Here is a 12784-nt window from a genome sequence, read left to right as displayed (position 1 = left end):
CGAAAGATCCGTCGCGGTTTTGGGTTGTCACGGACAACCGGCGATGAGAATTAAGCCCTTCGCAGTTGGGGCTGCGATCGATTCACAACGACCGGTTTCGCCGGCTCCTCAGGTCCAGGGCCGGTCTTCATGGTTCTGAACGCGCTGGTCATGATCCCCCTTTAGCGATGGACATCCGCTGTGCCCATCGCGCGTGCTGGAGAAGGCTGATGGGGCTGCGGGTCTCAAGAACATTGCAGCTCCCGTGTTGTTAGACAACACTCTCATGGCCACACGATAAGGCGCGCCCGGGCAAGGCTCGACTGACAGGCGCTTTACTTGGAGAGGGACTCATGGGTCCCATTCGCCACCCTGGTGCGACTGCCAGCTATCCGTTTGCTGTGAGCGTGAGCGAGCTCAGTCTTCGTCACCGCGTGAGTCGACTTCTTCGCGTGAGGCCCATTGGGTGCTGACCTGGTTGAGGTGGCCGGCGAGGGCCATTTCGGTCGATGCGATCAGCAGTGACGACCACGCGGGCGTCCGCATGTCAGTTCAGCTTGTATCTTTCAGCATGGCGGCACTCAGTTATGAACAACTAACACGAGACCTCAACGACCGCGCCACACGCGACGGCCTGACAGGCGTCCTGAACCGCACGACGTTCCTGACCCTCGCCGCCGCTGACCTGCGCCGCCTCCGCCTCACGCGCGCCCCGGCGTTTGTTGTTCTCGCTGACCTTGACCACTTCAAAGCCATCAATGACAGATACGGGCATCCCGCAGGAGATCTGGTTCTTCAAGCCTTCGCCGCAGCCTGCACGGCCACGGTGCGCTCCACAGACCTCGTGGGAAGATACGGCGGAGAGGAATTCATCCTCTTTCTTCCAGGCGCCGACCCGGACCGCGCCGAATCCCTCGCCCGGGACATAAGCCACCGCTTTGCCGCCTGGAACCCGCCGGAGAACGTCCGATATCCGACCGTCAGCTACGGCATCGCGTCCAACAACTCCGGCACCGTTGACCTGCGAACGATGATCGCATCAGCCGATTCCGCCCTGTACCGGGCAAAAGCAACGGGACGAAACCGCACAGCCCGGGACGACCTGAACTGACGCGCCGGAAAGTGGCTCGCCGCTCCTTTGCTCTCTTCGGCTGGAACCCGGCGAACCAACCGATCCAGGCCCGGAAAAGACCACATCTCGCTCACACGGCGTAGTCGACGACTGACAGGCCGCTACCCACGAGCCCTGGGGCCGGTCGCGGCCAGATTTACCTAAACCCTGCCGGAAACCTTCCCCCAAGCTGCGGATAACCGCCGGAATCCTTGATGCCGGCAAGCCACTATTGATCCAAGGGCACACCGATCCAACGGGACCTGGTGGGCGAATACAAAGTATGGGATGCAAGGAAGCAGGGAAAGTCATGAGCCAAACAGCAGCTCTGGACGAACGTACCGCCGGTGTAGTCATCAAAGACGATCTCACGGCTGACTTTCACGCCCTGGGCCTCGCCGGCTGCATCGACAAACTCACTGTTCCGCTGCGCCAGAAACGTGTCTGCGTACGCTGGGAGACCCCGCACCACGGCGTCGAGATACCGGCCATCTGCGCAACCCTTCTTTATCACGCCGCACAGGAAACACTCTCCAACGCATTCAGGCACTCCCACGCCACCGAGTTGACCGTCCGTCTGGCGGCCGTCTACCACGGTGTCCGCCTGACCATCACGGACAACGGCGTGGGCTTCAACTGCAACGGCCAATCCACGGGGAGGCAGCACGGATACGGCATATGCCTGATGACCATGGCCGTGCACGAAGCCGCCGGCACCATCTCCGTCGACTCCGCGCCCGACAAAGGCACCCAGGTGACCATCACCATCCCCCTTGACTGACGACAGAATTCGGACAGGGTGCTCACGCCCGGCTCCTCTGTCCCCTTGAAGCCCAGGATCATGCAGGTGCTTTACGTCCCGGCTGAGCGTGCCGTCACCCCGGGACCGTCCCCCGGGGCCGGGAAGCGGGCCGTGTCACGGTAGGTCCAGATGGGCTTCGGGGATGGCTAGTCGGGGAGTCTCTGACTACGGATGGCTTCAGAGACTCAAAAGCGCCCCTGTAGCAGGGCTGCGTTACTTCGCATGTCGGGCTTGGCCGCTGGCGTGTACAGTCCGGTTCATGTTTCTTGTGGTGCCCGGCGCGGTCCTGCTGACCTCGGCTGGGTTGCAGCGTTGGCCGGGGCGCTGCGGTTCCAGAATCAGACCGCGCTGGCCGCCCTTGTCGGGCCCGATTCGGCTGTTCGTCGCCGCCATGACCGCGGTCACGGGATTGTGCAGCGAAGCTGGCGTCTTTCGGTGGGGGGCCCGGAGGCTGCGTCTTCGGGGCGGGGACAGGTCGGGTTCCTCTGGCTGCTGGTTCCGGTTGGTTGTTCGCGGCGGCAGCCGAACAAAATGACCGCGTCGGGGCGTAAAATCGGCCTGATCAACCGCTTCTCCGGGAGGAACGAAATGCTTCGGACAGCCTTTTGCGAAGCGGTCGGAGTCGAACACCCTATTATTCAGGCAGGCATGGGACCGTTCGGCAGCGGCTCCGAACTGGCGGCCGCGGTGTCCAATGCCGGCGCGCTGGGCAGCCTGGGCGGCGCGGCCCGGTCACCTGAAGACCTGCGGCAACAACTGGCCGTTCTGCGCACTCTGACCGACCGTCCGTTTGCGGTCAACTTCACGCAGCCCTGGCTTCAACAGCATCCCGAGTCCTTCGACATCGCCCTTGAGGTGCACGCGCCGGTCGTGTCCCTTGCCCTGGGTGATCCGGGCGATTTACCCTCCCGTGCACATGAGGCGGGTGCCCTGTTTATCCAGCAGGTGCATACGGTAGAACAGGCGCTTCTGGTCGCTGAGCGGGGAGTTGATGTGATCATCGCCCAGGGAACCGAGGCAGGGGGCTTCGGCGGCAAGGTCTCGACGATGGCCCTCGTCCCCCAGGTGGTGGATGCTGTGAGTCCGGTGCCGGTCCTGGCAGCCGGAGGAATCGCCGATGGCAGGGGCTTGGCTGCTGCCCTTGTGCTCGGCGCGCAGGGCGTGAACCTTGGTACCCGGTTCCTCGCTTCGGAAGAGGCGGCGATCAGCGACGAATGGAAACGGGCCATTTTGGCGGCCGGTTCCCAGAACGCTGTGAAAGTGGACGTGTGGGATGACATCTTCGGCAAACCGGGCGGCGGTGCCTTCGATGTTGTTCCCCGGGCCCTCGAAACACCATTCATCGATCAATGGCAAGGCCGGCGCGCGGATGCGGCCGCTGATGCCTCGCGTCTCCAAGGAGAGATCATGAGCGCCATACAGCAGCAAAACATGGAGCGGTTCGTGCCGTTCACGGGACAGTCGGCCGGCCTGATCGGAGAGATCCTGCCGGCCCGGGACATAGTCCGACGACTTATCGTGCAGGCCACCGAAGCGCTGGAGAGCACCTCCCGCCTTTATAGCTGAGGTACGCGGAAGCCGAACCTTCGGGTTGGAGCTGCCGGCGATCGGGGCTGCGGCATTGACCGGGAGGCTGGGGAAAGGACGATATCGGCCGGTTCCCCAGGAAATTCTGGCACCTGTCCCGTCGTCCGGGCACCTTGGTCAGCAATGTTGGCTGCCCTGCCGGATCCTGCGGCGATCGGCCCACAGCATGGGCTCTTACGGAGTCCCCTTGGCCATACGGTCAATCTGCGCCTGAATACCGCCGGCATCGCGCACAATTTCCGTATAGATCCGGCCGGAACTGAACCTGCCGTCTAGGACCTTAAAGATGTTGACCCCCACGAACTCCATGACCGTACCATCCCGGCGGGTTCCGCGCATGCCCCACTCCATCCACACCTCGTCCCCGTCTGATACTGTCCGGAAAATTTTCGCCGTGAGGTCAGGCAGGTCACTGAGCAGTGTCTGGAAATTTTTCCGGACAGCGTCCTGCCCTTGGACGGATTCGCCGCGGCGTGCCGGAGCTTCGTCACGGTAGGCCCTGTCGAAGCAATCCACCGCTGTTTCCAGGTCATGTAACGACAAGGCCCTGACCCACCGTTGCGCCACTGCCTCCGGATCGTTGCCCATGCACTCAATGCTGAAGGTCAGGCCGCTGGTTGGCAACAGCAACTGCCTGGTCATCAAGGATGATGGAACTGACCAACAACAGATTCCAGGCCATCATCGGACCACCTAGGCCCGAGGCTGCAGTCATCACTCTTCCACTGCGAGGACGGCTATCGCTGGTCGACGAGAGCCGGCGACTCATGGTCAGCACGGGTTCTCACCCGTTCAAGAACCCGCTGCGAAACCCCAACGCTCTCAAGTCATAGGAGGCTAGCGGCGGAGGGCGACGTGACCAAATCAAAAAGACGTGTCTGGTACTTGAATGCCTGGTGTGGATTCCCGGCCGACCTCATCTCAGGCCATCGGGCGCTGGTCACCCGAACATTCCGGGCAGAATCCCACGGCCCGCATCTGTTCCCGGCCGTTGTCAGTGATCCGGTCCGGACCCCAGGGCGGCATCCAGACCCAGTTCACACGCCACTGGTCGACGACGCCGTTCAGTGCGTTGCCGACCTGCTCCTCGATCACCTCCGTCAAGAGGCAGGCCGCTGAGGTCAGCGTCATTTTGATCAACAGTGTGTTGTCCTGCCCATACTCGAGAGCGTAGAGAAGCCCAAGGTCGATGACATTGACGCCCAGTTCGGGGTCGATAACGTCCTTGAGGGCCTCTTCGACATCCTCAAGGCGGGCCGAGGCGGGGTTTATTGCCGTTGAAGGGCTGATCTCTGTCTCAGACACTGGTCCTTATCCCTTTGCGCACGCCGCCACCTTGCGGCCGGTCGTAACCCTTCCTTTACGACGGCCAGCAAAGCTGCCGGCCGTCCTCGTCTGCGGTCTGGCCCGTCGCCGAAGAAGTTAGGTGCTACCCATAAGCGACACGGTCGGCGCGGAGTGTCTTCACAGGTCCTTCTATGACGTCATGCGGTTGTTATGTATTTCAAAATTCTTGATACAGTCCTCAGCGGAAACAAGGTAAGCCTTACCTAAGTAACCGTCATCCTGTGATCATAGATGGAAAGCGACGCCGTGAATACACCCAGTCTCAAGCAGTGTGTTGCGCCAGGGGCGGCCCTTCACTGCGGACGAGCAGTGGAGGCCCACCCGTCCCCCCTCAAACCCCAAGGACCTTGAATGGCACCCCCCCAGCACGTCCTCGCAACCCGCCAGCTGCCTCATGCGGCCAAAAGCCACTATGCCGAAATGCTCAGCGTCGAGGACTTCAAAGCAGCCTTCCGCAACCATCCGGCCGGCGTCTCCATCATCACCGCCCAAGGCGCCGGCGGTCCGGTAGGTCTGACGGCAAGCTCGGTCATCTCCGTCTCGGTCAATCCGCCGCTGCTGGTCTTCTCCCTCTCCGCGCACTCAGCCTCCGCGCCCGCAATCCGCGGGGCAGGGACCGTTGTCGTCCATCTGCTGGGCGCAGACCAGATTGACCTTGCGAAAACATTCGCCACCGGCGGCATTGACCGCTTTGAAGACACCTCCACCTGGTCCCGCCTGGTCACCGGGGAGCCCGTTCTGCCCAGGGCCAATGCCTGGCTGCGAGGGAGAATTGTCAACGAGATGGATGCCGGTGACTCCACCGTGGTCGCCGTGCATGTGCTGCAGGTCAATATCGCATCCGCGGCGGTCCGTGATGCCGATCAGGCCGGTCCGCTCGTGTATCACAACCGTTCCTGGCATTCGCTCAGTGCTGATTCAACGGTCGGTTAGAGGACTGCAGCCCATCAGACGGTCCCGAGGTCCGCTCCGCCTGCCCGGAACCGCCCGTCATTGGCGGCGGGCGTGGGGCGGGCCGCGGATCATCGAACGGCTTGCCGGACTGAGTCCGTCCAGCGCCGCTAAGGCAGACGAGTCCGGTATTCCAGGTGTCCTGGACCCGTGTGATGGACCGCCCTGATGCCGCGGGGGATGGGTGTCAGAGTGAGCCTCCGGCGGCTTCCGGTGTGCCGGAGTCGTGAGCCCCTCCACCGTGATGACCGGCGTGGTGCCCGCCATGTCCGGGATGCCCGCCATGTCCGTGGCCGCCGACACGTTCGCGGGCGAGGAAGTTTTCGACGTCGAAGAGGTTGTCCGCGCGCCGGGCGATGTTCAGCAGCGTGGTCATCGAGGCGACCTCTTCGACCTGTTCCTTGAGGAACCAAAGCATAAACTGCTCGCCCAGGGCATCGCTTTCCGCCCTGGCCGCGGCGAAGAGATCCTTGATGTTCTCGGTGACTTCCTGTTCCTGCGCGAGGGCAAGGGCCAGCGGTTCCTCCGCGTTGGTCGAACACGCATGGGCGTCACTGTTCTATCTGCAGAACTGGGCCATGGCCTTCGGCGCGGCGAACTACCAGGCCGCCGAGGCATCCACCGCAAGCCCCTTCCAGCACTTCTGGTCACTCTCGGTCCAGGGCCAGGTGTTCATCCTCTGGCCCATCCTGCTGCTGGGTACTGCTGCAGCGGCGCGTCTCACCGGAATCCCGTTCCGCGCCCTCGCCACCGTCATGTTCGGCACAATATTCGCCGCCTCACTGGCCTTCTCGATCCGCGAAACAGCCGCCCACCAGTCCTTTGCCTACTTCGACACCCGGACCCGCCTGTGGGAATTCGCCCTGGGATCATTGCTGGCCCTGGCACTGCCCTACCTCCGGCCGGGAATGCTGCCGCGGATCGTGCTGGGATGGGTCGGGCTCGCCGCGATCCTGCTCTGCGGGGCAGTGATCCAGGTCGTCAACCAGTTTCCGGGATGGGCCGCGCTCATCCCCACCCTCGGCGCAGCCATGGTCATCACCGCAGGACGGACCGGCCACCGCCTGGGAGCAGACCGCGTCCTGACAGCCGGGCCGGTCCGCAAACTCGGGAGGATCTCCTACGCCCTGTATCTGTGGCACTGGCGGATCTGATCAGCTACCTGGTCCTCACTAGGGCAGGCGAAGTCACGGCAATGGCAGGTGCCTTCATCATCGGGGTCTCGGCGGTCCTCGCCTGGCTGACCACCCGGCTCGTGGAAAGCCCCTTGCGGTCATGGGGCTGGATGCACCGGCGCAAGCGTCGCAGCGCCGGGATCACCATCGCATTGGGGGTCGCCGTCGCCATCCCTCTGGGCGGGTGGGAAACCCGCATAGGACTTACGGAACGACAACTACGCGTGCAGGCAACCCACCTCAACCCCGGCGCCGCCGCACTGGAACACGGATACGCCCAGCAGGACCTTCCCGACGCGCCCCCTCATCCCCGCCGAAACCGCACTGGACGAGGAATGGGGCAACGCCGGACCCGCCTGCACCACGGACTACGCTCCTGAGAACTCCGCACTGGAGTCCTGCCAGCAGATCGAACCCGGCACTGCCGCCACCAAGACAATCGTTGTGATCGGCGACTCGCACGCACAGCAGCTCATGCCGGCACTGGCACCTATTGCCCGGGAGCATAACTGGAGGGTGATCTCCCTGCTCAGGAACGCCTGCCGCTACGGCGCCGAGTCACCCTCACGTGACCGGAAGTGCAACGAGCGGAACAAGGCTGCCCGGGACTATGTGCTTGCACTCTCCCCGGACGCTGTCCTCACCCACGGCACACTGAGCTACCAGGAGGAGCCGCGGGAAGGACGTGTTCCCGCGTACGAGGACGGCATCCGGCCATTCCTTGACGCCGGCATCGAAGTACTCGCCGTCCGCGACAACCCACGGTTTCCCTACAACATGTTCGCCTGCGTCGGACTCCACGGCCAGGACTCCCCCACGTGCAACCCCGCCAGAGACGACGTCCTGCTCAAAGTAAACCCCCTGGAAGAACTGTCCGTGCGCGAACCGCTGTTGCACTCCGTCGACGTCACCGACAGCATCTGCACCGACACTGCACGCCCGGGAGTCGTGGGCAATGTATACGTCTACCGCGACCACGACCACCTCAACAAAACCTACGTCGAAACCATGACCCCCGCACTGAAGCGCAAACTCTTGACCGCCACAGGCTGGAAGGGATAACCAGAGCGACGACGTCCGGCATCACCTCCACCACAGATACATCAGGAGCCAGAGTGAAATCCTTTGAGACCGCATCCGACAACAACCCGCTGGATCTTGGCGGGGCCGCCGCAGCAGCGGGCATCCCCCCTGAGTCGATCGACCACCTCGTCGCTCTCAGAATCATCAGACTCCTCGAAAACGATCCCGAGCACGGCCCGCTGTTCGGCACGGAACAAATCCCGCTGCTGGAAATCCTCAATGCGATGACCGTACTGAATTTCCGGCTCGAGGAGATGCGCGACATGGTCCGGGTGATGGACACCCTGAGCCGCTTCCCCGCATCCGAAATTGCCGGCCGCTACCGCGTGCGGCTCGGGATATTCGCCGAGGCACTGCAGAGCCGTCCGGTGGTCACCACGGAGCAACAGGCCTCAAAACAAGAGCTGATCCGCGCACTCACAAACCGCTACACCTGGCTCATCGCCTGAACAGGCGCTGGATACCCGGCGTGGAATCCTTAGTGCGGGCCGGGCAGAGGAGTCAGTTCTTTCCGGCACGCACAGCTTCTCAGGTGTTCTTGCCCATACGTTGAATAAAGTCATCGGCCTGGGCAAGATTCCGCGCCATCTTGGCACGCTGGTTTTTGGCCCGCTCCATAAACTCCGCGAGCTTCTCATGACCCGGCCCGCCGGTGTGGGCGCCGGATTCCAGGGCGGACAATATGTCCAGGATCTCTGCCATCTCCTCGAGCGAGAATCCCAGGGGCTTCATCTGCTTGATGATTGTCAGCCGCTCGACGTCGTTCTCGGCATAGACCCGGAAGCCGCCCTCAGTGCGTCCGGTGGCCGGCAGGAGCCCCACCTCGTCGTAATGGCGGATGGTCCTCAGGGACAGCCCGGTCCTTTCAGCAAGTTCGCCGATGTGCATGGTGCGGCTGCTGATCCGTTCCGTCATCAAAAGACCTCCGTCGTTGTCCGACCTAAACTCTACCACCACGTTAGGGTAGACTTGGGGAAATGGGTGTAGACGTCCCAGCCTAGTTCCTGACGATCTCTTTCCCGGCGCGGTGATGCGCCCCCTTTTTCTCCTTGAACATTCGAAGCCGCTGCCGCGTGTCTTCTTGACCATGAACGGAGCCAGTAATGGCCGTCAAAACCGCCGAACACCCCCCGGCGTTCACCCCTGAACAGCTGCAGTCTGTTCGTGAAACCTTGAAGTCCCCGCGTCGGCTTAAGACCGAAGTCCTCGCCGGCCTCGTGGTCGCATTGGCGCTGATCCCGGAAGCGATTGCCTTCTCGATCATCGCCGGCGTGGATCCAAGGCTTGGACTGTTCGCGTCCTTCACGATGGCGGTGACGATTGCCTTTGTCGGTGGCCGCCCGGCCATGATTTCCGCGGCCACCGGCGCGATCGCCCTGGTCATCGCGCCGCTGGTGAAGTCCCACGGTGTGGATTACTTCATCGCCGCCGTGATCCTCGCCGGGATCTTCCAGATCATCCTCGGGCTATCCGGGGTGGCGAAGCTGATGCGCTTCATTCCCCGCTCCGTCATGGTGGGCTTCGTCAACGCCCTGGCCATCCTGATCTTCATGTCCCAGGTCCCCGAACTGATCAACGTTCCGTGGCTCGTCTACCCGCTGGTGGCCCTGGCACTGGTGATCGTGTTCGGCCTGCCCAAACTCACCAAGGCAGTGCCTGCTCCACTCGTGGCGATCGTTGTTCTGACACTCATCACGGTCCTCGCATCCATCGCCGTCCCCACTGTCGGTGACAAGGGCGAACTGCCGGACTCCCTGCCCGGCCTGTTCATCCCGAACGTCCCGTTCACCCTCGAAACCCTGCAGGTCCTCTTCCCGTTCGCCCTCGCCATGGCCTTCGTCGGGCTCCTCGAATCACTGATGACCGCCAAACTGGTTGACGACGTCACGGACACCCGGTCCTACAAGACCCGTGAGGCTTGGGGCCAGGGCGTCGCGAACATCGTCACCGGGTTCACCGGCGGCATGGGCGGCTGCGCGATGATCGGCCAGACCATGATCAACGTCAAGGCCTCCGGCGCGCGAACCCGGATCTCGACCTTCCTTGCCGGCGTGTTCCTGCTCATCCTCGTCGTCGCCCTCGGCGGCGTCGTCTCTGTGATCCCCATGGCGGCGCTGGTGGCGGTGATGATCTTCGTTTCCTGGGCCACGTTCGACTGGCACAGCATCCACCCACGCACCCTGAAGATGATGCCCAAGAGCGAAACCATGGTCATGCTCGCCACCGTGATCGTCACCGTCGCCACCCACAACCTCGCCATTGGCGTCGGTGTCGGCGTGCTCGTCGCCATGGTGCTCTTCGCCCGCAGGGTAGCGCACTTCGTGACTGTCGAACGCACCGTTAAAACCATCGATGGGCAGGAAACAGCCACTTACGTTGTGAACGGCGAACTGTTCTTCGCCTCCTCCAACGATCTCTACACCCAGTTCGAATACGCCCTGGACCCGGACCACGTGATCATCGACATGCACGCCTCCCATCTCTGGGACGCCTCCACGATCGCGGCCCTCGATGCCATCACGGAGAAGTACCACCGCCACGGCACAGACGTGAAGGTCATTGGCCTCAATGACGCCAGCATCGTCATGCGCGAACGCCTCGGCGGCAAACTCGGCGCAGGCCACTAAGAATAGCCATGCAGCACATGGAAGGCCTCCGCTCGAGAGGCGGAGGCCTTCCCTGTGTTGGCGATCCCAACCGAAGTAAACGGACGTTTCAGGTCGAGGATGCTCAAAAGCCGGCGTGAGGTTCAGCCTTCACATTCGATGCAATACGCCAGGCCGTCTCTTACTTCGGCTATCTGGGATCTGTGCCGCACGAGGAAACAGGACTGGCAGATGAACTCATCCTCCATGCGGGGGACGACGACCACGGTCAGTTCTTCGCCGGACAGGTCCGCGCCAGGCAGTTCGATGCCTTCGGCGGTGTCCGTTTCTTCCAGCTCGCTGACAACACTGCGGGCGTCCGGTGCGTTGGCCGACTTCAGCGCCTCCAGCGAGGCATTTCGTGTGTCGGCCACCTCGGGGCGGACGTCGTCATAGTCGGTAGCCACAGTCGGGCTCCTTCCTCGAATGGAAATTTATTGGACTGGACGCTACCGCATGGGAAGCCTGGAATGGTTGGAGTCTGGTCCTGTCCAGGGTCTCGGACTAGATTGCTGGGGGGATGCCATTGCCGTGGATCCCGGAGCCAACAATGCGTGTTCAGGAGAAGACCATGACCCCTACACCGAAGCAGCCGCTGACCGATGACAGCATTAAGGTCCGCCAGGTCAGCCACTACCAGTTCAGTTGGGTAGCAGGCGAGCCTGGCAGGCCCGGGACCTGGACGCTACAACTGATCCTTGACCAGGGGGCATGGGAGGAAGTGCCCACACTGGACGCTCAGGACGCCGACAACCTTCAGCATCTGCTGTCGACCTCAGAAACCGTGTTTTACGACGTTCCCCGGCGAACCCTGATGTTCGGCACCACCGGATCAGGTCATCACTGATCAGCGCAAGACACCCATTCCAGGACCGGGTGCTTCCGGCCGCTGGTCAAAGGTGAAACCGCACGCACACCGATATGTCACAGTGCCGGCGGCTGCACGTGAGTCTGATTCGCCGTCCGGGAGTTGTCGCGAAACAGCAGAGTGGCCGGCGAGCCTTTGCATGGGCTCACCACAATGGACGTGTGTGGACAGCATGCGCCGCAGGCCCGGATCTTCCCGACCGCCACCTGCCGCGCCCCTTATCCGAACCACAAAGCCACCGACGTATAAACGGGGCGCCTCGATGCCGCCCTGATAGTTGCGTGAATTTCATGCTTACCTCTCCGGTGTGAGTGCTTCGTTGCCGGCACTGTGAAGCTGCTGCCCGGCGACCGTGAGCCGAGTGCTAGTAGCGTTCAAGGATGGATTTCATCTGGTCGATTTCCTTCTGCTGCGAAGAGACGATCTGTGCACAGAGGTCTTTGATTTCCGGATCCGTGATGTCTGCTTCCTGACACATCAGGATGGCCCGTGAATGGTGGGGAATCATGGATTTGAGGAACTGCGCATCCCCGATGAACGTCTCAGCCCTGCCGAACGCGAAGATCACGGCGAACAGGACCGCCATCGCGGCCGTGAGGATGATGTTGAGCCTTTTGTTCTTGAACATGCTCCACATGACAAAGATCATCAGGATGGCCATGGGTGCCACCATCATCAGGGCCATGTAGGTGTTGGCCAGGTTCAGGTAGAAGTGGTCCCAGCTGCGGATCATCGAGTAAGTGAGCAGCAGCATGATGACGAAGCTGATGCCCAGGGTGAGTGCGAGTTTGGCGTAGCTGTTTTTCAGGGTGGTCCTCCCTTTCACGCCCGCCGCGGGGTTTTAGTGGCGGCGGCTGGCATCCAGCTGCTGTTGGCAGCTGCATGCCAGGAAGCCGCCGGATCCACTAGCCGAGGGAGGCGAGGAGATCGGCACAGGCCTGTTCGCAGCGTCGGCACGCTTCCGCGCAGACCCGGCAGTGCTCTTGCATGGAGGCGTGCTGTTCGCATTCATCCCCGCAGGCCTTGCACACGGTGCGGCAGGCTTCCAGTGCCGCACGGGTGATGTTGGCGTCGTAGCCTGTGTGGCGTGAGAGGACGTTCCCGGTGGCGGCGCAGATGTCTGCGCAGTCCAGGTTGGTGCGGATGCATTTGGTCAGTTCTGCGACCATGTCCTCGCTCAGGCAGGCGTCGGCGCAGGCCGTGCAGGTCTGGGCGTGGTTGGGCCCCCGAGTAGGA

The 12784-nt window shown here is 62.5% G+C and carries 17 protein-coding genes and 1 pseudogene; 10 read left to right on the top strand and 8 right to left on the bottom strand.

Annotated elements, in window-relative coordinates:
* Positions 1 to 396: 396 nt before the first annotated feature.
* Entirely contained in the window at positions 397 to 525 is a 129-nt protein-coding gene (locus J7I92_RS24245; protein ID WP_285290126.1) for a hypothetical protein, read from the bottom strand.
* A gap of 25 nt (positions 526 to 550) precedes the next feature.
* Between J7I92_RS24245 and J7I92_RS16945 the strand changes: the two genes are divergently transcribed.
* The 3 genes from J7I92_RS16945 to J7I92_RS16935 all read left to right on the top strand — a co-directional run bounded on the left by J7I92_RS16945 (position 551) and on the right by J7I92_RS16935 (position 3458).
* A complete protein-coding gene (locus J7I92_RS16945; protein ID WP_251040064.1) occupies positions 551 to 1090 on the top strand; it encodes a GGDEF domain-containing protein in 540 nt (179 codons plus the stop codon).
* 310 nt (positions 1091 to 1400) lie between these two features.
* Positions 1401 to 1871 (top strand): sensor histidine kinase, encoded by a 471-nt coding sequence (locus tag J7I92_RS16940; RefSeq protein WP_214842411.1) that lies wholly within the window; start codon positions 1401 to 1403, stop codon positions 1869 to 1871.
* 552 nt (positions 1872 to 2423) lie between these two features.
* Positions 2424 to 3458 (top strand): nitronate monooxygenase family protein, encoded by a 1035-nt coding sequence (locus J7I92_RS16935; RefSeq protein ID WP_214842410.1) that lies wholly within the window; start codon positions 2424 to 2426, stop codon positions 3456 to 3458.
* A 195-nt stretch (positions 3459 to 3653) separates the two neighbouring features.
* Here J7I92_RS16935 and J7I92_RS16930 read toward each other — a convergent pair whose 3' ends face one another.
* Both J7I92_RS16930 and J7I92_RS16925 read right to left on the bottom strand, forming a co-directional pair.
* On the bottom strand, positions 3654 to 4121 hold the full coding sequence (locus J7I92_RS16930; RefSeq protein ID WP_214842409.1) for a nuclear transport factor 2 family protein: 468 nt from the start codon (positions 4119 to 4121) through the stop codon (positions 3654 to 3656).
* 279 nt (positions 4122 to 4400) lie between these two features.
* On the bottom strand, positions 4401 to 4784 hold the full coding sequence (locus tag J7I92_RS16925; protein WP_311380406.1) for a metal-sulfur cluster assembly factor: 384 nt from the start codon (positions 4782 to 4784) through the stop codon (positions 4401 to 4403).
* A 393-nt stretch (positions 4785 to 5177) separates the two neighbouring features.
* Between J7I92_RS16925 and J7I92_RS16920 the strand changes: the two genes are divergently transcribed.
* Positions 5178 to 5759, top strand: a complete 582-nt coding sequence (locus J7I92_RS16920; RefSeq protein ID WP_214842408.1) for a flavin reductase family protein — start codon at positions 5178 to 5180, stop codon at positions 5757 to 5759.
* A gap of 205 nt (positions 5760 to 5964) precedes the next feature.
* Here J7I92_RS16920 and J7I92_RS16915 read toward each other — a convergent pair.
* Positions 5965 to 6309 (bottom strand): annotated as a pseudogene (locus tag J7I92_RS16915) (ferritin-like domain-containing protein); the annotation flags it as partial.
* Here J7I92_RS16915 and J7I92_RS16910 point away from each other — a divergent pair.
* Genes J7I92_RS16910 through J7I92_RS16895 form a run of 4 tightly spaced genes read left to right on the top strand, consistent with a single transcriptional unit; the run spans position 6251 to position 8484 of the window.
* Positions 6251 to 6931 (top strand): acyltransferase, encoded by a 681-nt coding sequence (locus J7I92_RS16910; protein ID WP_214842407.1) that lies wholly within the window; start codon positions 6251 to 6253, stop codon positions 6929 to 6931. The pseudogene J7I92_RS16915 and the gene J7I92_RS16910 overlap by 59 nt on opposite strands.
* Positions 6913 to 7332 (top strand): hypothetical protein, encoded by a 420-nt coding sequence (locus tag J7I92_RS16905; RefSeq protein WP_214842406.1) that lies wholly within the window; start codon positions 6913 to 6915, stop codon positions 7330 to 7332. The genes J7I92_RS16910 and J7I92_RS16905 overlap by 19 nt, the downstream gene beginning before the upstream one ends.
* Positions 7259 to 8014 carry an SGNH hydrolase domain-containing protein gene (locus J7I92_RS16900; protein WP_311380407.1) on the top strand — a complete coding sequence of 252 codons (756 nt, stop codon included), beginning with the start codon at positions 7259 to 7261 and terminating at the stop codon, positions 8012 to 8014. Before J7I92_RS16905 ends, J7I92_RS16900 begins: the two co-directional genes overlap by 74 nt.
* Before the next feature lie 53 nt (positions 8015 to 8067).
* Positions 8068 to 8484 (top strand): hypothetical protein, encoded by a 417-nt coding sequence (locus tag J7I92_RS16895; protein WP_214842401.1) that lies wholly within the window; start codon positions 8068 to 8070, stop codon positions 8482 to 8484.
* Positions 8485 to 8563: 79 nt separating this feature from the next.
* Here J7I92_RS16895 and J7I92_RS16890 read toward each other — a convergent pair whose 3' ends face one another.
* Positions 8564 to 8950: a MerR family transcriptional regulator gene (locus J7I92_RS16890; RefSeq protein WP_214842399.1), complete on the bottom strand. Its 387-nt coding sequence runs from the start codon at positions 8948 to 8950 to the stop codon at positions 8564 to 8566.
* Positions 8951 to 9138: 188 nt separating this feature from the next.
* Between J7I92_RS16890 and J7I92_RS16885 the strand changes: the two genes are divergently transcribed.
* Positions 9139 to 10662 carry a SulP family inorganic anion transporter gene (locus tag J7I92_RS16885; protein WP_214842397.1) on the top strand — a complete coding sequence of 508 codons (1524 nt, stop codon included), beginning with the start codon at positions 9139 to 9141 and terminating at the stop codon, positions 10660 to 10662.
* 122 nt (positions 10663 to 10784) lie between these two features.
* Here J7I92_RS16885 and J7I92_RS16880 read toward each other — a convergent pair whose 3' ends face one another.
* On the bottom strand, positions 10785 to 11087 hold the full coding sequence (locus J7I92_RS16880; RefSeq protein ID WP_214842395.1) for a DUF4193 domain-containing protein: 303 nt from the start codon (positions 11085 to 11087) through the stop codon (positions 10785 to 10787).
* A gap of 164 nt (positions 11088 to 11251) precedes the next feature.
* On the opposite strand from J7I92_RS16880, the gene J7I92_RS16875 reads away from it, so the two are divergent.
* Positions 11252 to 11527, top strand: a complete 276-nt coding sequence (locus J7I92_RS16875; RefSeq protein WP_214842393.1) for a hypothetical protein — start codon at positions 11252 to 11254, stop codon at positions 11525 to 11527.
* A 385-nt stretch (positions 11528 to 11912) separates the two neighbouring features.
* On the opposite strand, the gene J7I92_RS16870 is transcribed toward J7I92_RS16875, so the two are convergent.
* Together J7I92_RS16870 and J7I92_RS16865 are read right to left on the bottom strand one after the other, a co-directional pair.
* Positions 11913 to 12374, bottom strand: a complete 462-nt coding sequence (locus J7I92_RS16870; RefSeq protein WP_311380405.1) for a DUF305 domain-containing protein — start codon at positions 12372 to 12374, stop codon at positions 11913 to 11915.
* A gap of 79 nt (positions 12375 to 12453) precedes the next feature.
* Positions 12454 to 12784 (bottom strand): four-helix bundle copper-binding protein (locus tag J7I92_RS16865; protein WP_214842391.1); only part of this gene is annotated, 331 nt, incomplete at its 5' end.

Origin of the sequence: Arthrobacter sp. ISL-72 (assembly GCF_018613755.1) — a bacterium.
In the GTDB taxonomy this organism is placed as follows: domain Bacteria; phylum Actinomycetota; class Actinomycetes; order Actinomycetales; family Micrococcaceae; genus Arthrobacter.
The sequence above is the reverse complement of the archived record's forward strand: the minus strand, read 5'-3'. Positions and strand labels throughout refer to the sequence as shown.